Origin of the sequence: Botrimarina sp., assembly GCF_040219535.1 — a bacterium.
GTDB lineage: Bacteria > Planctomycetota > Planctomycetia > Pirellulales > Lacipirellulaceae > Botrimarina.
Map to the genome: position 1 here is coordinate 113,769 of NZ_JAVJSH010000013.1, position 22,036 is coordinate 135,804.

The 22,036-nt window shown below is 70.9% G+C and carries 14 protein-coding genes; 10 read left to right on the forward strand and 4 right to left on the reverse strand.

Features of this window, described 5'->3' with window-relative positions; translation table 11 throughout:
- Positions 1–86 precede the first annotated feature (86 nt).
- The 3 genes from lacZ to RIC11_RS07600 are packed head-to-tail and all read left to right on the forward strand — an operon-like array spanning position 87 to position 5,778.
- Positions 87–3,320: a beta-galactosidase, LacZ type gene (gene lacZ / locus RIC11_RS07590; protein WP_350209938.1), complete on the forward strand. Its 3,234-nt coding sequence runs from the start codon at positions 87–89 to the stop codon at positions 3,318–3,320.
- A gap of 5 nt (positions 3,321–3,325) precedes the next feature.
- Positions 3,326–4,510 carry a galactokinase gene (galK, locus tag RIC11_RS07595; protein WP_350209940.1) on the forward strand — a complete coding sequence of 395 codons (1,185 nt, stop codon included), beginning with the start codon at positions 3,326–3,328 and terminating at the stop codon, positions 4,508–4,510.
- Between the two features lie 35 nt (positions 4,511–4,545).
- On the forward strand, positions 4,546–5,778 hold the full coding sequence (locus RIC11_RS07600; RefSeq protein ID WP_350209941.1) for an amidohydrolase family protein: 1,233 nt from the start codon (positions 4,546–4,548) through the stop codon (positions 5,776–5,778).
- A gap of 194 nt (positions 5,779–5,972) precedes the next feature.
- On the opposite strand, the gene RIC11_RS07605 is transcribed toward RIC11_RS07600, so the two are convergent.
- The 4 genes from RIC11_RS07605 to RIC11_RS07620 all read right to left on the reverse strand — a co-directional run bounded on the left by RIC11_RS07605 (position 5,973) and on the right by RIC11_RS07620 (position 13,563).
- Positions 5,973–7,178: an Lpg1974 family pore-forming outer membrane protein gene (locus RIC11_RS07605; RefSeq protein WP_350209943.1), complete on the reverse strand. Its 1,206-nt coding sequence runs from the start codon at positions 7,176–7,178 to the stop codon at positions 5,973–5,975.
- Positions 7,179–7,377: 199 nt separating this feature from the next.
- The gene (locus RIC11_RS07610; protein ID WP_350209945.1) at positions 7,378–9,363 is read right to left on the reverse strand and encodes a putative Ig domain-containing protein; all 1,986 of its coding nucleotides are present in this window, start codon (positions 9,361–9,363) and stop codon (positions 7,378–7,380) included.
- 229 nt (positions 9,364–9,592) lie between these two features.
- A complete protein-coding gene (locus RIC11_RS07615; protein WP_350209946.1) occupies positions 9,593–12,484 on the reverse strand; it encodes a peptidylprolyl isomerase in 2,892 nt (963 codons plus the stop codon).
- Between the two features lie 239 nt (positions 12,485–12,723).
- Positions 12,724–13,563 carry a DeoR/GlpR family DNA-binding transcription regulator gene (locus RIC11_RS07620; protein WP_350209948.1) on the reverse strand — a complete coding sequence of 280 codons (840 nt, stop codon included), beginning with the start codon at positions 13,561–13,563 and terminating at the stop codon, positions 12,724–12,726.
- 337 nt (positions 13,564–13,900) lie between these two features.
- On the opposite strand from RIC11_RS07620, the gene RIC11_RS07625 reads away from it, so the two are divergent.
- The 7 genes from RIC11_RS07625 to RIC11_RS07655 all read left to right on the forward strand — a co-directional run bounded on the left by RIC11_RS07625 (position 13,901) and on the right by RIC11_RS07655 (position 21,794).
- On the forward strand, positions 13,901–16,096 hold the full coding sequence (locus tag RIC11_RS07625) for a bifunctional rhamnulose-1-phosphate aldolase/short-chain dehydrogenase (RefSeq protein ID WP_350209950.1): 2,196 nt from the start codon (positions 13,901–13,903) through the stop codon (positions 16,094–16,096).
- Positions 16,097–16,138: 42 nt separating this feature from the next.
- Complete coding sequence (locus RIC11_RS07630; protein ID WP_350209952.1) at positions 16,139–16,510, forward strand: four helix bundle protein; 372 nt, start codon at positions 16,139–16,141, stop codon at positions 16,508–16,510.
- A 31-nt stretch (positions 16,511–16,541) separates the two neighbouring features.
- Positions 16,542–18,050: a rhamnulokinase gene (locus RIC11_RS07635; protein ID WP_350209954.1), complete on the forward strand. Its 1,509-nt coding sequence runs from the start codon at positions 16,542–16,544 to the stop codon at positions 18,048–18,050.
- Positions 18,051–18,219: 169 nt separating this feature from the next.
- Positions 18,220–19,488 (forward strand): L-rhamnose isomerase, encoded by a 1,269-nt coding sequence (locus RIC11_RS07640; protein ID WP_350209956.1) that lies wholly within the window; start codon positions 18,220–18,222, stop codon positions 19,486–19,488.
- Between the two features lie 83 nt (positions 19,489–19,571).
- Entirely contained in the window at positions 19,572–20,981 is a 1,410-nt protein-coding gene (locus RIC11_RS07645) for a purine-cytosine permease family protein (RefSeq protein WP_350209958.1), read from the forward strand.
- Positions 20,982–21,038: 57 nt separating this feature from the next.
- Positions 21,039–21,257 (forward strand): hypothetical protein, encoded by a 219-nt coding sequence (locus RIC11_RS07650; protein WP_350209960.1) that lies wholly within the window; start codon positions 21,039–21,041, stop codon positions 21,255–21,257.
- Between the two features lie 261 nt (positions 21,258–21,518).
- Positions 21,519–21,794 (forward strand): GlsB/YeaQ/YmgE family stress response membrane protein, encoded by a 276-nt coding sequence (locus RIC11_RS07655; protein ID WP_350209962.1) that lies wholly within the window; start codon positions 21,519–21,521, stop codon positions 21,792–21,794.
- The last annotated feature ends 242 nt before the right edge of the window (positions 21,795–22,036 follow it).

Consider the following 22,036-nt stretch of genomic DNA (forward strand, 5'->3'; position numbering starts at 1 on the left):
GACGCCGCGTGGACGCGCCGCTCGACCGCCTGTTATCCTGCGCCGGTTAGCCCGCCCCCGGCCCTCCTCCGAGGCTTCGCCCGTCGATGGCTCTCCGCTTCTGCCGCTGCGGACAACCGACCGCCCGCGCCGCGACCAAGATGCTGCTCGCTCTGGCTTGTAGCGCCCTCGCCGCGGCCGACTTGCAAGCCGAGGATCGGGCCGCGGCGGATCACCACCAACCGGGGGGCGGGGAGTCTGCTCCGCCCGACTGGGAGAACCCCGCGGTCTTCGGCCGCAACACGCTGCCGCCGCGGGCGACGTTCTACCGCTTCGACACGCCCGAAGCCGCCCGCGACGCGACGCGCGAGAACGGCGGGCGGTATGCGTCGCCGTACGTGAAGAGCCTCGCTGGGGAGTGGCGTTTCAAGCTGGTCCCGAACCCCGAGGACCGCCCGACGGACTTCTACGAGCCGGGCTTCGACTCCAGCGGCTGGGACACGATCCGCGTGCCGTCGAACTGGCAGACCGAGGGCTTCGGCCAGCCGATCTACCTGAACGTGCCGTACCCGTTCGATCCGAACCCGCCGAAGATCGCCGGGCCGCACGGCAATCCGGTCGGCTCGTACCTACGCCAGTTCAGCGTGCCCGACGAATGGGAAGGCCGCACCATCGAGATCTGCTTCGACGGCGTCGAGTCGGCCATGTACCTGTGGTGCAACGGCCAGAGGGTCGGCTACTCCCAAGGCAGCCGCACGCCGGCCCGATTTGACTTCACGCCCTATCTCAACGCCGACGGCCAGAACACCCTCGCCGCGCAGGTTTTCCGCTGGAGCGATGGCTCTTACCTGGAGTGCCAAGACTTCTGGCGCCTGAGCGGGATTTTTCGGGACGTTTATCTGGAGGCGGTCCCCGAGACGCACATCGTCGATGTGGAGCTAATCCCCAGCCTCGAGGAGAACGGCGCCGACGGGGTGATAACTCCGCGGATCGACGTGAGCGGGCCCGACGCGGTCACGACGCATCTCCAGTTTTACGACAACGCCGGTCGTGAGGTCAGCGAAGTCGAGGTCGACCCGGCGGACGCGTCGATGGGCGGCCGCATGGAGGTGGGTTTCGAGAAGCCGGAGCTCTGGTCTGCGGAAGAGCCGAATCTCTACCGCTGCGTCATCTCGCTGATTGACGCGCAGGGCGGCGTTATCGAGGCCACCGCCGTCAACGTCGGCTTCCGCGAGGTCGCGATCGACGACGGGTTGCTCACCGTCAACGGAAGGCCGGTCTACCTGTGTGGCGTGAACCGGCACGAGCACGACCCGCGCACCGGCCACTACGTGAAGCGCGAGTCGATGATCCGCGACATCGAGCTGATGAAGCGGCACAACATCAACGCCGTGCGGACGAGCCACTACCCGAACGCGCCGGAATTCTACGACCTGTGCGACGAGTACGGCCTGTACGTGGTCGACGAGGCCAACATCGAGTCGCACGGAATGGGCTACGGCCCCGAGTCGCTCGCCAAGGACCCCGCATGGGGGCCCGCGCACCTGGACAGGGCGCGAAGGTTGGTCGAGCGCGACAAGAACCACCCGTCGGTCATCATCTGGTCGCTCGGCAACGAGGCCGGCAACGGCGTCAACTTCATGGCCAACTACGACTGGATCAAAGAGCGCGACCCCTCGCGGCCGGTCCAGTACGAACGCGCCGAGTACACCGACCGCAACACCGACATCCGCTGCCCGATGTACGCGCCGATCGACGAGATCGTCCGGTACGCGCGGGGCGAGATCGAGGGCGTCGAAACCGACCGGCCGCTGATCCTCTGCGAGTACGAGCACGCGATGGGCAACTCGCTCGGGAACATGGCCGACTACTGGACGGAGATCCGCCGCCACCGCCTTCTGCAAGGCGGGTTCATCTGGGATTGGGTCGACCAAGGCCTCGTGAAGAAGAACGACGCCGGCCAAGAATTCTGGGCCTACGGCGGCGACTTCGGCGACCACCCGACCGACGGCAACTTCTGCTGCAACGGCCTCGTGCAGCCCGACCGCAAGCCCAACCCGAGCCTCACCGAAGCCAAGAAGGCGTACGAGCGGGTCCACACCGAGGCAATCGACGCGGCTGCCGGCAAGATCAAGCTCACCAACGGCTACGACCACCGCTCGCTGGCGGGCGTCGAGCTCGTGTGGCGCTTGGAGGTCGACGGCACGGTCGTCGGCCGCGGCGCGACGACCGCGCCGGAGCTTGGCCCTGGCGAGTCGGCCGAGGTCGCGCTGCCGCTCAAGAAGCCCGCTCCGCTCGCCGGCCAAGAGACCACGCTCACCGTCAGCTACCGCCAGAAGGAAGCCACCCGCTGGGCGCCCGCCGGGCACGAGCTGGCTTGGGCGCAGTTCGCCATCGACACGCCGGCCGATCGATTCGCCGCCACCGACACGCCCGATGTTCATGTATCGCAGACCGAACCGACCGACGACGCGTTCGTGCTAACCGTCGGCGACACGCGTGTCCGTATCGGCCGCCAGAGCGGCCTGGTCGAGTCGCTGGTGTTCGACGGCGAAGAGCAGCTCGCCGCGCCGATCGCGCCCAACTACTGGCGCGCGCCGATCGACAACGACCGCGGCGCGAAGCTGCACGAGAAGCTCCGCGTGTGGCGCGACGTCGCGTCGAGCCGCTCGGTCGAGTCGGTCGAAGAAATCGACCGGTCGGCGGCGGCCGCGTCGGTTCGCGTCGTCTTCTCGTCGCTCGGCGGCAAGCTCAAGGAAACGCTTGCGTACCGCCTCACCGGGGCGGGCGACCTCGTCGTCGCGCACGAGATCGACGCCGACGACTCATTGCCGATGATCCCGCGGATCGGCTTGCAAACCGAGCTGCCGCCGGCGATCGCGACCGCCACCTGGTTCGGCCGCGGCCCGCACGAGAACCACTGGGACCGCAAGGCGAGCGCCCCCCTCGGCCGCTACTCGATGCCCGCCGACCGGCTCACGCACGACTACGTTCGCCCCCAAGAGAACGGCCAACGGACCGACGTTCGCTGGCTCGCCCTCACGAGCCCGACCGACCGCGGGCTGATCGTCGTCGGCCGCCCCACGTTCGAGTTCGCCCTGCGGCCGTACACGCCCGAGTCGCTCGAAGCGGCCGGTCACCCGTACGAGATCGAGCCGAGCGACCGGCTCACGCTGCAGATCGACCACCGGCAGATGGGCCTGGGGGGGACCGACTCGTGGGGCCAGCTGCCGCTGGAGAAGTACCGCCTGCCCGCCGGGCCCTACGCCTACGAAGTGACGCTCCGCCCGTACCGCTCGGCCGACGGGCCGATCGGCGTGGTCGCACGCCGCGCGGAGTAACGCAGATGGCGACATGGCTCCAGACCGCCCCGCCGCTGTCGCAACTGGCCGATCACGCGCGCCGGTTGTTCCGCGAGCGCTACGGCGCCGAGCCGCAGGTCGTCGCCGCCGCGCCGGGGCGGGTCAACCTGATCGGCGAGCACACCGACTACAACGACGGCTTCGTGCTGCCGATGGCCATCGAGCGGCACACGGTCGTGGCCGCCGCGCGGCGCGAGTCGGGCGACACGGCCCGGTTCTACTCGGCCGCGATGGACCAGCAGGTCGAGCTGCCGCTCGTCGGCGGCCGCCGGCGCGTGCCGGGCTGGGCCGGCTACCTGCGCGGGGTGCTCGACGCGTACCGCCGGGAGGGCGTCGCCGCGCCGGCTCTGGACGCGGTGGTCGTGTCGACCGTGCCGCTCGGCGGCGGGCTGTCGAGCTCCGCGGCGCTGGAGGTTTCGCTGGCGCTGGTGCTCGAGGGGCTGACGGGCGTGGCCAAGTCGCCCGCCGAGCGCGCGCTGCTCTGCCAAAGGGCCGAGCACGAGGGGGCGGGCGTGCCGTGCGGGGTGATGGACCAGTTCAGCTCGGCCCTCTGCCGCGCTGGCCACCTGATGCTGCTGGACTGCCGCTCGCGCGAGCCGCGGATGGTCCCGCTGGCTGACGGGTCGGTGGCGGTCCTCATCACCAACAGCAACGTGAAGCACGAGCTCACCGGCGGGGAGTACGCCGAGCGCCGCGCCCAATGCGAAGAAGCGGCCCGCACGCTCGGCGTGGCCAAGCTGCGCGACGCCACGCCCGAGCGGGTGGCCGCGGCCGAGGCCGAGCTCGGCCCCCTCCCCTTCCGCCGCGCGCGGCACGTGGTCGGCGAAAACCTCCGCACCGAGCAAGCCGCCGCCGCCGTCGCCCAGTCCGATTGGCCCGCCGCGGGCCGACTCATGTACGCGAGCCACGCGGCCATGCGCGACGACTTCGAGATCACCGTGCCGGAGATCGATAAGCTGGTCGAGATCGCCCAGGCGATCGGCCCCGCGGGCGGCGTGATCGGGTCGCGGATGACCGGCGGCGGCTTCGGCGGCTGCACGGTGTCGCTCGTTGAGGCCGACAAGGCGGAGTCGGTCGCCGCTGCGCTGCACGAGCGGTACCGATCCGCGACCGGCATCGAACCCACCTGCTTCGCCACCCGCCCGGCGGCCGGCGGACGGACCCTCTAAAACACGCCCCCCGGGGCCCCGCGCGGGGCGTCGACATGATCGTTGCTGGTGAGTTGCTGCTAGAACGCCCCGGCGACGCCGATCGGCCTGTCGAGCTGGCGTCCGGCTACGTGCGGATCGAGGGCGAGGTCATCACCGAGGTGGCTCGCTGCCCGCCGCCGGCCAGCGCCGACCTCGGCGGCCCCGGCTGCCTGGTCGCGCCGGGCCTGGTCGACACGCACGTGCACCTGCCGCAGTTCAGCCTGATCGGCGCGCACGGTTTGCCGCTGTTGGAGTGGCTGGAGGAGATCGTGTTCCCGGCCGAAGCCCAATGGGCCGACGCCGCGTTCGCCGCGCGGGCCGCCAGAGAAGCCGCCGGGCAGCTCCTCGCGCACGGCTCGACGGCCGTTTGCGCGTACTCGACCATCCACCACGAAGCGACCGCCGCCGCGATCGAGCAGCTCGCCGCGGCCGGCCTCCGCGGCGTGGTCGGGATGACGATGAGCGACCGCGCCGCGCCGGACGAGCTCGTCGACGACCCCGCCCGGCTGCTCGACCAGACGGCCGACCTGCTCGACCGATTCCCACCCGGCGAGCGTGTGGCGGCCGCGATCACGCCGCGGTTCGCCGTGTCTTGCTCGGCCGAGCTGCTCGAGGGCGCGGGGCGACTGGCCGCGCAGACACCCGGCGCGGCCGTGCAGACCCACCTGAGCGAGACCCTCGACGAGTGCCGCGCCGTCGCCGCGGCGTTCGGCGGCCGCGGCTACACGCAGGTGTACGCCGACGCGGGCCTGCTCACGCCGCGCACGCTGCTCGGGCACGGCGTCTGGCTCGACCCGCAAGAGCAACAGCTGATCGCCCAGGCCGGCGCAGTGGTCGCCCACTGCCCCACGGCCAACGCGTTCCTCCGCGCGGGCGACATGCGGCGCGACGAGCTCGTCGCGTCGGGCCTGCGGCTGAGCCTCGGCAGCGACGTCGGCGCCGGCTACGAACGCTCGATGGTCCGCGTCGCACGCGCGATGATCCAGACCGCCAGCCGGCTGGGCGACCGCTACCCGACGCCCGCCCAGGCTTGGGCGCAGATCACGCACGCCGGGGCCGACGCCGCAGGCCTGGCCGACGCGGGGCGGCTCGCCGTGGGGGCGCCCGCTGACCTGATCGTCGCCAAGCCGACCATCGACTGGCAGCGCGGCCGCGTCGACCCGCTCGCCCGGCTCCTCTTCGCCTGGGACGACCGCTGGCTCCGCACCACGCTCTGCCGCGGCGCGGTGGTGTACGCCGCTGCTTGAGCCGCACGCGCTAGCGTCGGGCGAACGAAGCGTGGCGGGCCGTGCTGCGTTCAACCGACGCGACACCCTTCGGTTGCAACGGCTCCCCTTCGGCGCCTTTCTCGCCACTGCGTTGGGCGGCAGGCAAGTCGACGTGTGGTGCGGCCCGAGGCTAGCGCCTTCGGCCCAAGGGCCTGGCGCCTTGCGGCTACCACCTACCAATCCAACCCGACCGCGGTCGCGAAGCCGAAGAACCCGAGCGTGCCGTCCTCGCTGGTCGGCGTGCCGGCGCCGTTCCACACCTGGCCCTCTAGCGCGGCGGTGAAGAACGGCCGGTGCGGTCCGTGCGCGAACCGGTCGCCGCGCCACTTCAGGCCCAGCTGCACCTCGGCGATCGACAGCACGTCGTCGCGCCCGGTGGTCCGCGTCGTCGTAAAGGGAGTCGTGAGGTCGAGGTCCTCGCCGGCGGCCAGACGGCTCTCGCCGTCGCCGAACAAGAGCGAACCACGACCGCGGACGAACAGCGCCGCGCGGTGCGTCACCGGGCGGAGGGCCGAGAGCGAGATCGTCGGGCCGAAGCCCTCGATGCTCTGCTGGTAGTCGATCTGTCCCTGCAGGTCGCCGGCGGAGTTGCGCAGCTCGGCTTGGTAACCCTGCGTCGCGCTCGCGTAACGCAGGCCGCCGCCAACGCCCACCTCCCACGCGCCCAAGCGGCTGTCGTGGGTCGCCTCGAGGTCGACCGCGTACGCGTCGAGCCGGCTGGCGACCGAGAAGCTGTCGGTCGGGTCGCTGCTCGACAAGTCGACGCCGTCGAAGCCGTCGAAGTCGGGGTGGTCGACGAGGCCGAAGCCGTTGGCCGGCGGGCTCGTCGACAGCGCCGCGGCGGCGTGGTCGAAGCGCCACCAGGTCGCGCGGAACCCCACGCCCTGCGGCCGGCGCCAGCCGACGAACACGCGCGGCGTGAGCTCCAGGTCGTAATCGATCGGCGTATCGCCGAGCGTGTCGCTCCCCGCGCCGTCGGACTCGGTCGTGGTGAACGCCACGTTGTCGCTAAACCGCGGCTTCACGAACGTGAACTCAAACCCCGCGTACGCCCCCGCCGACGCACACGGAGCGACCGTCGCGCCGCAGCCCATCGGGTCGACACACAGGTCGCCGCACGAGTCGGCGCTGTACGTGCAGTCCGCACAGCCGATATCGCCGCAGCCGCAAGGCTCGGCGTGGGACGCCGGCGCAACGCGCCGCGTGCCGCGGCTGGCGTCGCCGATGCGTACAGGCGGCTGGACGGGCGGCGCTCCGCCGCCGGGCTGGCGCTCGAACTCCGAGCGTCCGGTCACCGGGTTGTAGACAACCCGCTCGGGCGGCGAGGCCGCGGCGAACGCCCCGCCCCAAAACGCCACGAGAACCAAAAGCGTCGCCAAACGGCGAAGCGCGTCCACGAGATAGCAATGCATCGGCCGATCCCCCCAACGTCCAACGGCGCCGCGCAATGGCGCCCTGGACCTGGGAATCGGCAGGCTAGGCAAAGAAGTCCAATTATTCCGGCGGCGCCGATTGGGAGAGGCTTGAGGCGCGAGGCTTGAGGCGCGAGGCCTGAGGGTTGGGGCTCTCACTGGCCGCCTACCCGGCAGCCACTCCGAAGACAAACGCCCTGACCCCCTCCAGCAGGTTGCCGGCCAGGTCGCCAACGACCGCGTCGTTGATCTCCAGCAGGTAGCTCCCCTCGGCGAGGGCCTCGTCGAGCGCCAGTTCGACCGACGCATCGCCCAATTTGGTCGCGCCGGTGAGCGGGATGAGCTGGCCGTTGTTCGCACCGCCGACGACCTCGAGCGTGTAGCTGGCCGCTTCGAAGGTGGCGGCGTTCATCTCGTCGTTGAACAGCAGCACGATGCCGGGGATCGACGCGTCGTACAGCTCGGTAGCGACCGAGGACACCGCGGGCGGCGTCGTGTCGAAGCGGACCTCGAACGACTCGGTGTCGGACAGCGGGCCGCCGGCCGTGTCGTCCTCGACCCGCACGGTGACCGTGACCGGCCCGGCCGCCACCTGCTCGGCCGTGGGGGTCCAGGTCACCACGCCCACGGCGTTGGAGTTTTCGCTGAGCGACTGCGTCAGCTCCACGCCGGCGGGGAGCCCCTCGGTGAGCAACGACAGCGTGAGCGTTTGGCCCGGGTTCGGGTCGGTCGCGAAGACCGGCACGCTCAGTTGGACGCCGGCTCCCGTTACCTGGTCGACGATCGAATCGAGGACCGGCGCGGCGGGCGCCGCTTCGACGGTCACGTCGAACGACTCGGTCGCGTCGGCCGTGCCGGCCACGCCGTCCGACACGACGACCGTGATCGACGCCACGCCGACGTCCGCCGCGGTCGGCGTCCAGCGGAGCTCGGCCGTGCGGCCGTCGCCGGTCGGGGTGATCGTCGCCGAAGCCGGCGCGCCGGCGCCGAGCGAGAAGGTGAGCGTGTCACCGGCGTTGGCGTCGGTCGCGGTCACCGCGACGACAACCTCTTCGCCGACGGTCGTCGTGCGGTCGTCGATAGCCGCGAGCGTCGGCGCGGCGAGCGCCTCGATGACGGACACCTCGAACGACTCGGCGTCGACCAGCGGCGGCAGGCCGTCGTCCGAAACGAGCACGCCGATCTCGACCGTCGACCCGATCAGCGACGCGTCGGGCGTCCAGCGCAGCTCGGCCGTGTTCGCGTCGACCGCGGTGATCGTCGCCCCGTCGGGGGCCGTGTCGGGGTCGAGGAAGAAGACGAGCGTCTGGCCGCTGTTGGGGTCGGTGGCCGTCAGCGTGACGGTCAGCTCCCCGCCCGCGTTGGCCGACACGTCGGCGATCTCGGCGAGGCTCGGCGCCACGTTGACCGGCAGCACCTCGACCGACACGGCCTCGCTGTCCGCCTGGTTGGGCGCGCCGTCGTCGGTCACCTCGACCGTGAACGAAGCCGTGCCCAGGTCCGCCTCGGTGGGGGTCCAGCGGACCTCGGCCGTCGTGGCGTCGAGCTTCGTGATCGCGGCGCCGGCCGGCGCGTCGTCGCCGAGGGTGAAGGTGAGCGTCTCGCCGGCGTCCGGCTCGGACGAGCTCACCGTGAAGACGAGCTCGCTCCCGGCGTTCACACGCTGGTCGGCGATCGGCGCCAGGTCGGGCTCGGTGAGGTTCGCCGGCAGCACGGTGATCTGGAACGTCTCGGCGTCGGCCAGCGCCGGCGCGCCGCTGTCGATGCCGATGACCGTTACGCGGTTCGCGCCGAGCTGGTCGGCGGTGGGCGTCCAGGTGAGCACGCCGGCCGGGCTGAGCGTCGCGCCGGCCGGGAAGTCGACGCCCGTGTCGGGGTCGGCCAGCCAGCGGAGCGTGTCGCCTGTCGGCTCGCCGTCGGCGTCGAGGTCGACGAGCGTCGCGCCGAGCGTCGGCAGGTCGAGCACCAGCTCCTCGCCGACGATCGCCGAGGGGAACGCAACCGCCGAGAGGTCGAGCTCCGGCGGGCAGTCGTTGCCGGCGAAGCCGCTCGCGTCGAGCAGGCGCCGCGACTCGAGCGCCTCGCCGGTCAGGCGGCGGGTCGGATTCTTGACGACCGGGCGAGCGGCCAACCGCGTGCGGAACCAATTCATAGAACCGTCCTTGTTTCTAGGTGTCGATCGGCAGCCGCCGGGCGGCGAGGGCCAGCCCGCTGCGGGTCGTGCGGGCCATAACTTAGGCCGACTGGGTCGACCTTTGCAACGCGGCGCGCTGAGCAAACTAGGGCGACGCTACCGCTAAGCGCTCGGGGCGGGGCTCTCGCTGACGAGATCGAATCCGACGCTCGACGCCACTTGCCCGCCAACTAGGGCCTGGCCCCGTCTACCCGAACGTGACCCCGACGACCTGCACGTCGACGTTCAACTGGCCCACGACCGGGCTGTCCGCTAGCTGCGCGGCGGTGCTCGCCACTCGGACCTCGACGTTGACCGTGCCGGTGAACCCAGCCGGCGGCGTGACGCTCACGAGCCCCGTGTCGCTGACGGTGGCCGTCGCGCCGCTGCCGCCCAGGACCCTGGCGGCTAGCGCCGTGGGACCGCCGTCGATGTCGACCACCGGCAACTGGAACTCGGCCGGCGAGCCGGCCGGCGCCGTGACCGGGGCGATGTCGCTGAAGTAGGGGCGGTTGTCGACCGAGTCGGCGGCCAGGTCGACGCGGAACGTGCGCTGCGACGTGCGTCCCTGTTGGTCCTCGACCGTCACGGTGAGGTTGGCCGAGCCGGTCGCGCCGTCGGCCGCTTTGAGCAGCAGCACGGCGTTCTCGGTGTCGGTGAACACCTCGGCCGTTTCCATCCGGATCGTGTTGGTCGGCCGGTTGTTTGCGCCGGTCTCGGTGTCGCTGATCGCCGCGCGGACGTCCTCGCCCTCGACGAGCACGCCGAACACCGTGTGGTTGAAGTCGAGCCCCCGCTGCGCGCCCTCGGTGATGAAGAACTGCGAGTCGTTGGTATCGTCGGCGCTCTTGGCGTACGAGAGCAGCCCGCTGCGGTTGTGCTGCAGGTCGGGGTGGTACTGGTCGTCGAAGTTGGCGAGCGGCGAGCCGCCGGTCCCGTCGCCGTCGGGGTCTCCGCCCTGGATCACGAAGTTGTCGATGACCCGGTGGAAGGTGAGGTCGTCGTAGAAGTCGATCGCGGCGAGCGTCGCCACGCGCGACGTGGCCCGCGGCGCGCGGTCGTCGAACAGCTCGAAGACCATGTCGCCGTAGCCCTGCATGTCGATCCGCAGCGAGCGGTTCCCCGACAGGATCTCGGCCGACACGTCGGGGTTGTCGCTCTGGACCGTGTAAGTGAGCGGGCCCCCGCTCGGCGAGTAGCCGTCGAGCGACACGTGCAGCGGCGACCCAACCAAGAGCGTCGTGTCGGCCGGCTCGACAAGGAACGGCCCGTCCGCCACGGTCGCCGTCACCCCCGCCGCGGCGGCCAGCTCGGCCGGCGACATCACACGCTCGACGCGCGTGCCGTCGGCGAAGACCCAGGTCGGGTAGTTCTCGATCTCGTTCTCTTCCGCCAGATCGTTCGGCGTGCGGTCCGGGCCGGTGACTTCGCGGAACGGCAGGAACTGCCCGCCGTCGTCGAACAGCTCCTTCTGATCGGTGCAGAACGGGCACCAAGCGGCGCCGAAGAACTGGGCGCCGGAATCGCTGATCGCTCGGGCGAGGGCCACCAGGTCGACGTTGTCGTCGACCGTGAGGGTGAAGTCCTCCGCGTCGGCCAGCGGCGTGTCGCCGTCGTCGGTCACGAGCACGCGGAACGAGAACGACTGCCCGTCGGAGCCCGCCGGCGGCGTCCAGCGGACGACGGCCGTCCCCGCCCCGGTTTGCTCGATCGTCGCCCCGGCGGGCGAGTTGTCTGCGTCGAGCGAGAAGGTGAGCGTGTCGCGCGGGTTCGCGTCGGTCGCGATGAGGGTCACCTCCGCGACGAAGCCCTCGGCGACCGTGCGGTCGGCCACCTCCGCCAGGTCCGGCGCGGCGGGCGTGCCGTTGTCGGCCAGCTCCACGCCGACACGCTGCCCGATGACGCCGCGGCGATCCACGCCCGACACACCGCCGTACGCGACCAGGGCCGCCCCGTCGGTCGCCGCGACCGACGGCCGCGCGCCGGCCGCCACCCGCGCCGCGTCGGCGGCCGGCGCGAGGGGCGTTTCGGCGTCGGACGACTGGCCCGGCTCGACCGTCCGCGCGGCGACCGACCAAGCGGCCGCGTCGGTCGGCGTCGAGTTCCAAGCGGCGAGCCATTGGCCATCTTCCAAAGCGGCGATCGCCACGCCGGTCTGCCGGCCCGCCGCGGCCGCGGCCAGCGGCGTCTGGTCGGTCGCCGCCGCGCCCGCGGCGGTGAACCCCCGCGCGACCACGTCCCAGTCGGCCGAGGCGCCCGCGTGCGACTGCCAGGCCGCCACGTAGCCACCGTCCGGCGCGCCCGCCAGCGCGACGCCCGCTTGGCTGCCGGCCGTGGTCTCGGTCAGGCGCGACTCGCCGCCGGCCGCTGCGCCGGCCGCGTCGTAACGCTGCGCGTACACGCCCCAGGAGTCGCCGTCTTGATGGCGGCTCTGCCAACCGACCACCAGGCCGCCGCCGGCCAGCGCGGCGACGCTCGCGTTCTGCTGATCGCTGCCGGCCTGGGTGTTGACGCGCGCCGCCGGGCCGAGCGGGGCGCCGTCGGCGCCGAAGCGGCGCATGCCCACGCCGACCGCGTCGTCGGCCATCGCGCCGTGCCAAGCGACCACGATCGTGCCGTCGTCGAGCAGCGCGACCGAGGGGTCGGTCTGCAGGCCGCCGGTCACCGAGTTGACGAGCGTCTCGCCGCCAACCGCCGCGCCGCTGGTGTCGTATCGCTGGAGGAAAACGCCCTGCTTGTCGCCCACGCCGCGGCCGGCCCACACGACCACGGCCGAGCCGTCGTCCGCCATCGCCACCGCCGGCGAGTGCTGCGCGCCGCGCAGGGTCGTGTTGACACGCACCGCGGGGCCGAGCGTGGCGCCTTCAAGGCTCAGGCGACGGAAAAACACGCCGTCGCGGTCGACCGGCCCGCGGCCCTCGTACACGACGGCGTAGCCCGCGTCGCTCGCGGCGACGGCCGCCGGCCCCTCGGCCAGCTGCTCGTCGGCCAGCAGGGAGTTGAGCTGGATCGGATCGCCGATCGCTTCGACGGCCATCGCTAGCCGGTCTTCCAGCCGCTCGGCGGTCCGCAGCCGCCCGGATCGTTGTCGCCGCCGCATCGCCGCCTCGCCGTGGTTGCCATTTCAAAGAAGTGAACCGAGTATGCCCAGCCGCGCCGGCAGCGGCAAACGATCGGCGGCCGGCTGAGCCGACAGGCCGGACGCCCCGTCAACTGTCACGCCTGTAACGCTTGGGCCGATGGCGCTAGCCACGGGCGAACGAAGCGTCGCGGGCCGTGGTTCGATCACCCGACGCTGGCGCGTTCGGCTCAAGCGCGCCCGTCGCTGGCGCGTTCGGCTCAAGCGCCCGAGGGGTCTGTCGCCGCCGGCGCCGCGCTGGGGCGCGGCGCGATCAGCAGGCGGGCGGTGGACCGCTCGAGCTCTCCGCGGCGGCCCTCGTCGAGGCCGTCGTCGACGACGACCGTCGTGAAGCGGTCGAGCGGCGCGAAGAAGCAGACGGCCTTCTCTTGGAGCTTGCTGCTGTCGGCCAGCAGGTGCGACTGTTCGGAGATCGAGAGCATCAGCCGCTTGATCGCCGCGTGCGAGGGCCCCGCCTCGCCGGCGCCGCGCCGCGGGTCGAGCGCGCGGCACGAGAGCAGCGCGTGGCTGCAGGCGAATTGGCTGAGCGTCGCCTCGGCGATCGAGCCGACGAAACACGCCCCGGTGCGGTCCAGCTCGCCGCCGGTCGAAATCAGCCGCAGCCCGGGACGGTCGGCCAGCCGCTGGATGAGGCCGACGCCGTTGCTGATGACCGTGATCGGGTTGGTCGCCGGCGCGGGGGGCAAGCGAATGGCGAGCTCCAGGGCGGTCGTCGACGCGTCGATCGCGACGACGTCGCCCGGCCGGACGAGCTCGGCCGCCGCATGGGCGATCGCACGCTTGGCGTCGGAGTTTGCCCCCTGGCGGACCGCGAACGGCGCGTCGACCTGCGCCGACTCGCTGAGGACCGCGCCGCCGTGCGTGCGGACCAGTTGCCCACCGTTGGCGAGCTTCGCCAAGTCGCGGCGGATCGTCTCGTCGGTGACGTCGAACCGCTCGGCGAGCTCGGTCACCGACACCGCCCCCTCCTGCTGGAGGTCACGGAGGATTTCGATCTGTCTCTGGCGTGCTAGCAAAACAAATCCCAAGAGAACCAACACGAAACAGGTTGACTTAGCGTCCGAGGTAAGTCAACATTCGCCCCATCGGACGCCACGGACCGGGTCACGAGTCTCCGTCGGCAAGCTCCTCCCACGACCGCCGCGCGCCGCTCGCCGGCCGTGTGCCACTGGCCTGGCCAGTGCGAGCCAGCCGCTCGGCCTCGACCCCAGCAAGCAGCAAGCAGTAGGCCGTCTCCGTCACAGCTCGCTCCCATCCGACGGGGCCCGCGGATCGACCGCTCGGCAAAGCGGGTAGCCGCTGGCATCGCCAGAGCCACACCGCGATCGCTGAATCCCCGGCAGCCCCTCAACCCTCACCCCTACCTACAGGCATTCGGTGGACAACAAGCCCGAAGACTTCAAACACGTCAGCTACCTCTGGGACGACGCGGTCGCCCGCGACCTCTCGCCGGTCGAGCGGCTCGTGTACCGCTCCAACTGCCTGGGGGCGGACGGTCGGATCACCAACACCGGCGGCGGCAACACCTCGGCCAAGATCGAAGAGAAGGACCCGGTCACCGGCGAGGCCGTCGACGTGCTCTGGGTGAAGGGCTCCGGCGGCGACCTGCGCACGAGCAACGCGGGGAACTTCGCCTCCCTGTATCTGCAGAAGCTGCTCGACTTGCAAGGCGTCTACGCCGCGGCCGACGAGAAGGGGCCCAAGACCCCCGCCGAAGACGCCATGGTCGGCTACTTCCCGCACTGCACGTTCAACCTGAACCCCCGCGCGTCGTCGATCGACACGCCGCTGCACGGCTTCTTGCCAGCGCGGCACATCGACCACATGCACCCCAACAGCGTGATCGCGATCGCCGCGAGCAAGCACAGCAAGGAGATCGGCCACGAGGTCTTCGGCGACCAGATCGGTTGGGTCCCTTGGCTCCGCCCCGGCTTCGAGCTCGGCTTGCTGATGCAGAAAGAGGCCGAGGCCAACCCGAACCTCCGCGGGTTGATCATGAGCCAACACGGCCTGATCAACTGGGCGGACGACGACCGCGAGTGCTACGACCTCACGCTCTCGCTCATCGAGAAGGCCGCCCGCTACATCGAGTCGAAGGACAAGGGCGCGCAGACCTTCGGCGGCCAGAAGCACGCGCCGCTGCCCGACGCGCAGCGCGACACGCTGCTGGCCGAGCTGCTCCCCTGGCTCCGCGGGCGGGTGACCTTCGAGGGCAAGCGCTTGATCGGGACGGTGCAGACCGACGCGACGATCCAGCGGTTCGTCAACTCGCACGACGCGCCGCGTCTGGCGGAGCTGGGCACGAGCTGCCCGGACCACTTCCTCCGCACGAAGATCAAGCCGCTTTACATCGACTGGGACCCCGCCACGGAGGACCTCGCCGCGCTGAAGTCGAAGCTCGAATCGGGCCTCGAGCAATACCGCCAGGACTACGCGGCCTACTACCAGGCCTGCAAGCACGACGACTCGCCGGCGATGCGCAACCCGAACCCGTCGGTTGTGCTCGTGCCGGGCGTGGGGATGATCGCTTGGGGCAAGAACAAGAGCGAGTCGCGCGTGACCGCCGAGTTCTACAACTGCGCGGTCGAGGTCATGCGCGGCGCCGAGGCGATCGACGAGTACATCGCCCTGCCGCAGCAAGAGGCCTTCGACATCGAGTACTGGCTGCTCGAGGAGGCCAAGCTCCAGCGGATGCCCCCCGAGAAGGAGTTCGCCCGCAAGGTCGTGCTGATCGTGGGCGCCGGGTCGGGCATCGGCAAAGAGGCCGCCCACCGCCTGGCCGACGAGGGGGCGCACGTCGTGTGCGCCGACCTGAACGCCGAGGCGGCCCGCGCGACCGCCGAGGAACTAACCGCCAAGCACGGCCAGGGGATCGGCGTGGCCGGCTCGGGCGTGTCCGGCTGCGGGCCGGCGATCGGCGTGGCCGTGAACGTGACCGACCGCCACAGCATCCGCGAGCTGCTCCAAACCGCCACGCTCGCCTACGGCGGCGTCGACCAGGTCCTCGTCACCGCGGGCGTGTTCCTCGCGCCCGACCGCGACGGCCAGTTCTCCGACGACGCGTGGCGCCTGACCTTCGAGGTCAACGTGCACGGGCTCTACAACGTGGCCGACGAGGCCAAGCGCCTGTTCGCCGACCAGGGCCTGACCGGCGCGATGGTCCTCACGACGAGCGTCAACGCGGTGGTCAGCAAGAAGGGCTCGCTGGCGTACGACACGTCGAAGGCGGCCGCCAACCACCTGGTGCGCGAGCTGGCCGTCGAGATGGCGCCGCTGGTGCGGGTCAACGGCGTCGCGCCGGCGACCGTCGTCGAGGGCTCGACGATGTTCCCGCGCGACCGGGTGATGGCCTCGCTCACGAAGTACGACATCGCGTACGAGGACTCGGAGTCCGACGACGAACTCCGCAGCAAGCTGGCGGGCTTCTACGCGCAGCGGACCCTCACCAAAGCCCCGATCACCCCCGCCGACCAGGCCGAGGCGATGCGCTTCCTGCTGTCCGACGCGTCGAGCAAGACCACCGGCCAGGTGATCAGCGTCGACGGGGGGCTGCATGAGGCGTTTTTGAGGTAGGGAGGGACGGGGGACGGGGGACGGGGGACGGGAGAAAGTCGGATGGGCGCCGTTTCTAGCTTTCGCGATCTGAAGGTCTGGCGACTCGGAGTTGAGATATCGCTAGCCGTCTATCGAGTCACCACCAACTTCCCCGATCATGAGCGCTTTGGGCTCACAGCACAGCTTCGCCGTGCGGCGGTCTCGATCCCGTCGAACGTCGCTGAAGGCAACGCCCGCGAATCGACGAAGGACTATCTTCGTCACTTGTCGATCGCGAGCGGCTCGCTCGCAGAAATCGAAACGCAACTGCTCATCGCAACCGAACTCGGCTTCATAGACACCGGCGACTACGACGACCTCATCTCTCTTTGCGAAGAAGAAAGCCGAATGCTCCGCTCTCTTCAACACGCCCTAAGAAAGCGCCTCCCATAGTCCCCGTCCCTCGTCCCTCGTCCCTCGTCCCTTGCCCTCCTCCACCCACCTAGCCATCGACCTCGGCGCCTCCGGCGGGCGGGCGATGCTCGCCGTGCTCGGGGGGGCGCCGCTGGCCGTGCGGCTCGAGGAGGCGCACCGCTTCGACCACGAGCCGCTCGACACGCCCGCCGGGCCCGTGTGGGACCTCACCTCGCTGTGGCGCGAGGTGCTCACCGGCGTCGGGCGCGGGGCGGCGATGGCGGCCGAGCTCGGCGCGCCGCTGCGGTCGATCGGTGTGGACACCTGGGCCGTCGATTGGGCGCTGGTCGACCCAGCCGGCGAGCTGCTCGGCCTGCCGCACGCGTACCGCGACCCGGCCAACGCCCCGGCGATGCAGCGCGTGCTCGACCGCCTGCCCGGCGGCTTCGACGCGCTCTACGCCCGCACCGGCATCCAGCGCCAGCCGTTCAACACGCTGTTCCAACTCGAGCGCGCGTACTCGGCCGGCCCCGGCCGCTTCGCCGTGCCCGGCGCGGGCTTCTTGATGCTGCCCGACCTGCTGCACTATTGGCTCTGCGGCGCGAGGTCGGTCGAGCTCACCAACGCGTCGTCCACGGCGATGCTCGACGCGCAGACGCAAGACTGGGACCGCGACCTGCTCGCCACGCTCGGCTTGCCCGACGGCATGCTCGGCCCGATCACGGCGCCCGGCGCGGTGCTGGGGCCGGTCCGCGGTTCGCTGGCGGCCGAACTCGGCCTGCCCGACGGCGTGCGGGTGGTCGCCCCCGGCACGCACGACACGGCCTCGGCCGTCGCGGCTGTGCCCGCCGAGGGGGGCGGCGACTGGGCCTACCTGTCGAGCGGCACGTGGTCGCTGCTGGGCGTCGAACTCGACCGCCCGATCACCTCGCCCGAGGCCGCCGCCGTGCCGTTCACCAACGAGATCGGCGTGGGCGGCAAGGTGCGGTTCTTGCGCAACATCGCCGGGCTGTGGCTGATCCAAGAGCTGCGGCGCGACCTGGAGCGCGACGGCCACGCGCTGGACTACGCCGAGCTCGCCGCCCTGGCCGGCGAAGCGCCGCCGCTCCGCACGCTCGTCGACCCCAACACCGCCGACCTCGCCGCGCCGGGCGACAGCCGCGCGAAGCTCTGTGGTCAGGCGGAGCGCACCGGCCAGCCGCTCCCCGAAACGCCCGGCCAATTCGCGCGGTGCTGCCTGGAGAGCCTCGCGCTGTCGTACGCCGAAACGCTCGACCGCCTGGAGTCGATCACCGGCCGCCGCGCGGAGGTGCTGTACCTGGTCGGCGGCGGCGTCAACAACACGCTGCTCAATCAGCTCACGGCCGACGCCGCCCACCGGCCCGTGAGGATCGGCCCCAGCGAAGCGACAGCTCTGGGCAACGCCCTGGTGCAAGCGGCAGGACTTGGTTTAATCAGCGACCTCTCTGAGCTGAGGGCGATCGTCGCGCGGTCGCAGCCGGTCGCCACGGTCCGGCCGACCGGCGACCGCTCTGCGTGGGACGGAGCGCGGCGGCGTTTCTCCGAACTCATCAACTGAAAATTTAGCGGAGGCACGGGGCACACGGAGAATCCACTCGCCGGGCCGCGGCCGTGAGGGAGCGACCATCGAGTCGGGGAGCCGACCGGTCGCTCCCTGGCGGTCGCGGCTCGGCGACAGACTCTCTCTGCGACCTCCGCGACTCCGCGGTGAACTCTTTCGACTTGCTATGCCTAACACCCCACTAGACCACGCCCGCCAGCGCTACGCCGAGCACGGCGTCGACGTCGACGCGGCGATCGCCGCGATGGATCAGTTCCCGGTGTCGGTCCACTGCTGGCAGGGCGACGACGTCGGCGGCTTCGAGTCGGCCGGCGGCGAGCTCGGTGGCGGGCTGGCCGTCACTGGGAACTACCCGGGCAAGGCCCGCACCGCCGACGAGCTCCGCGCCGACGCCGAGAAAGCCTACTCGCTGATCCCCGGCAAGCACCGCTTCAACCTGCACGCGATCTACGCCGAGACCGGCGACAAGAAGGTCCCGCGCGACCAGCTCGCCGCCGAGCACTTCGCCGGCTGGATCGACTGGGCCAAGTCGCAAGGGATCGGGCTCGACTTCAACCCGACCTGCTTCGGCCACCCGCTCGCCGAGAGCGGCATGACCCTCGCGCACGCGGACGAGTCGGTGCGCAGGTTCTGGATCGACCACTGCCGCGCGTGCCGCCGGATCGGCGCGGCGATGGGCCAGGCGCTCGGCGCGCCGACGGTCACCAACGTGTGGGTCCCCGACGGCACGAAGGACACGCCCGCCGACCGCAAGGGCCCGCGCGAGCGGCTCGCCGACTCGCTCGACGCGGTCTTCGCCGAGCCCCTCGACGCGCGGCACAACCTCGACGCGGTCGAGTCCAAGCTGTTCGGCATCGGCGCCGAGAGCTACACCGTCGGCTCGCACGAGTTCTACCTCGGCTACGCGGCCAAGAAGAGCGCGGCCGGCCAGAACGTCGCGCTGTGCCTCGACACGGGCCACTTCCACCCGACCGAGACGGTCTCCGACAAGCTCTCCGCCGTGCTGCAGTTTGTCCCCGAGGTGCTGCTGCACGTCAGCCGCGGCGTGCGGTGGGACTCCGACCACGTGGTGATCCTCTCCGACGAGAACCGCGCGATCGCCGGCGAGATCGTCCGCGGCGGCTACGCCGAGAGGGTCCACATCGGCCTGGACTTCTTCGACGCCACCATCAACCGCGTCGCCGCCTGGGTAATCGGCGTCCGGGCCACGCAGCGGGCGCTGCTCACCGCGCTGCTCGAGCCGACCGCCGAGATCCAGCGGGCCGAGGCCGAGGGCGACCTCACGGCGCGCCTGGCGCTGATGGAAGAACACAAGAGCCTCCCCTTCGCCGCCGTGTGGGAGGCCTACTGCGAGCAAGAGGGCGTGCCCGTGGGCCGCGGCTGGCTCGACGAGGTCCGCGACTACGAAAAGAACGTCCTGTCTCGGCGCAATTAGGCCCACGAGTCGACTCGAATCTCCACGATTCTCGATTCGAGTCGATTCGCCAGTTCCGCGGGCTCCTCCTCGACTAAATCAAGATGGCAGACACCGAATCGAGCGGCGGCGAGTTCGAGCGCGAGCCCGTGCCCGACCGCGCGCTGCTGGGCCCCGGCAAGTTCTGGGGCATGTACGCGGGCGAGCACTGCGCGGGCACCGAGTTCATGATCGGCCCGCTGTTCCTCGCGGCCGGCGCGAGCCTCGGCGACGTCGTGCTCGGCCTGCTGCTGGGCAACGTCCTGGCGGTGCTCACGTGGCGGTACCTCGTGGTGCCGATCGCGATGGACCGGCGGATGACGCTCTACTTCCAGCTCGAGCGCATCGCCGGCTCGCAGATGGTCAAGCTGTACAACGTCACCAACGGCGTGCTGTTCTGTTTCTTGGCCGGCGCGATGGTCACGGTCTCCGCCAGCGCGGTCGGCGTGCCGTTCGGCGTCATGTACGAGGTCCCCGAGAACACCTTCGCCCTCGGCCGGACCGATTTCACGTTGATCGTACTGGTGGTCGGCGCGGTGATGAGCGTCATCGCGGCGGCCGGCTACACGACCGTCGCCCGCGTGGCGAACCTCGCCGCGCCGTGGATGATCGCCGTGTTCGCCGCCGCGGGGATCGTGTCGCTCGGGCAGATGGGCGTCGACTCGTGGGAGGAACTCACCGACGGCGCCTACTGGTCCGAGGCGATCCGCGTGGTGCAAGAGAAGGACGGCGCGTCGGCCTTCCCGTTCTGGCAGATCGTCACGTTCGCGTGGCTCGCCAACAGCGCGATGCACTTCGGCATGGCCGATCTGTCGATCTTCCGCTTCGCCCGCCACGCGTCGAGCGGCTGGGCGCCGGCCATCGGCATGTTCCTCGGCCACTACATGGCCTGGATCGCCGCCGGGCTGCTGCTCGCCTCGCAAATCCAAGTGACCGGCAGCACCGACCCCAACCCCGGCGTGCTCGCCTACGACGCGCTCGGCTGGGCCGGCATCCTCTGCGTGGTCATCGCCGGCTGGACCACCGCCAACCCAACGATCTACCGCGCGGGCCTCGCCTTCCAGGGCGTGCTGCCCGGCGCGTCGCGCGTGGCGATGACGCTCACCGCCGGCGCGGTGGCGACGATCGCCGGCGCGTTCCCAAACCTCGCCTACAAGCTGCTCGGCTTCGTCGGCACGTACGGCACGGTCCTCGGCCCGATGGGCGCGGTGATCTTCGTCGATTACTGGCTGATGCGCCGCTTCGGCCTCACCAGCGAGTACGCCGCGCGCCGCGGCGGCATGGCGGTCAACCCGGCGGTGCTCGTCGCGTGGGTGCTGCCGGTGGCGGTCGGCCTCTATCTGATCTTCTACCAAGGGGTGTACGCGGCCTACTGCGTGATCCCCGCGTGGATCGCTTGCGGCGCCATCTACCTCGGCCTCAGCATGGCGACCCAAAAGCCCATGCCGCCGCTCGACCACCTGGCCGACGCTTAGGCGGGTCTTGCGTTCACCCCCTTCTACCGGCCCAACCCCAACCGAGCCGACAAGCCGATGCACGCCCTCTACCGCGCGATCCAGATCGCTACGCTGCTAGCCATCCTCGGCGCGGCGGTCGCTTTTCTGGCCGGCTCGCTCGCGCTGCCCACCGCCAAGGCGGTCATGCTCACCGCGACCGTGCTCTGGTTCGCCGCGCCGCTGCTGCTGCTCGCCACCGGCGACGCGCCGGGCGAAGAGCCCCTCGACGAAGAGGCCCGCGCGCCGGTCGCCTGAGGGGGGCGCGCGGTCGGCTGCAACGGATCGCCGCTCCGAGGGCGTCGCCCCGTCCGTGGCTGAAACCCGTCCGCGGCTGAAATTCGCGCAGTTTGCGACCAGCTTGGCAGCCAACCGACCAGCCGGAGCGGGTTGTTCTTGCCGCCCTGGGGGTTTTCATCACGCCCACCGGCGATTCGCTCGCCGCGGCACACCCGTTGCATCCTCTCTCCCCTGCACGGCGGAAGACCCAATCTCACTCGCACAGCAGGAGAACGATAAATGGACCTTATCTATAGCTTGATCGTCTGGGCGGTCTTTGGACTGATAGCGGGCGCAATCGCTCGTTTCTTGGTTCCGGGCCGGCAATCGATGAGCTTGCTCGCCACGATGGTGCTGGGCATCATCGGCTCGTTCGTGGGCGGCTTCCTCGCTTCGCTCCTCACGGGAACGATCGCGCTGACCCCGTCGGGCTTCATCCTGTCGATCCTCGGAGCGGTGATCGCTCTGGCGATCTACCTGTACATGAAGCGCGACAAGCACGCCGCCGCGGTCTGATCCGCACAGCGACCGAAGCGATGACCACAACGAGGGCCGCCCCCATCCGGGGTGGCCTTTTTTCGTAGGCCGTGCAAGCCTCCGGGGATTCCCGTGCCGGCTCTTGGGGCCGGGCGCCGCTGTTTCGCACCGAGCGGTCCGCCGAGGGCCTCCCGGGCGAGGGCGCGATTCTGGTAATCTGCGGCCGTGGCGGCTGCGAAAACCGGCGCCCGCCGCGCCCAAAACCTCGCTGAGCGGCATTT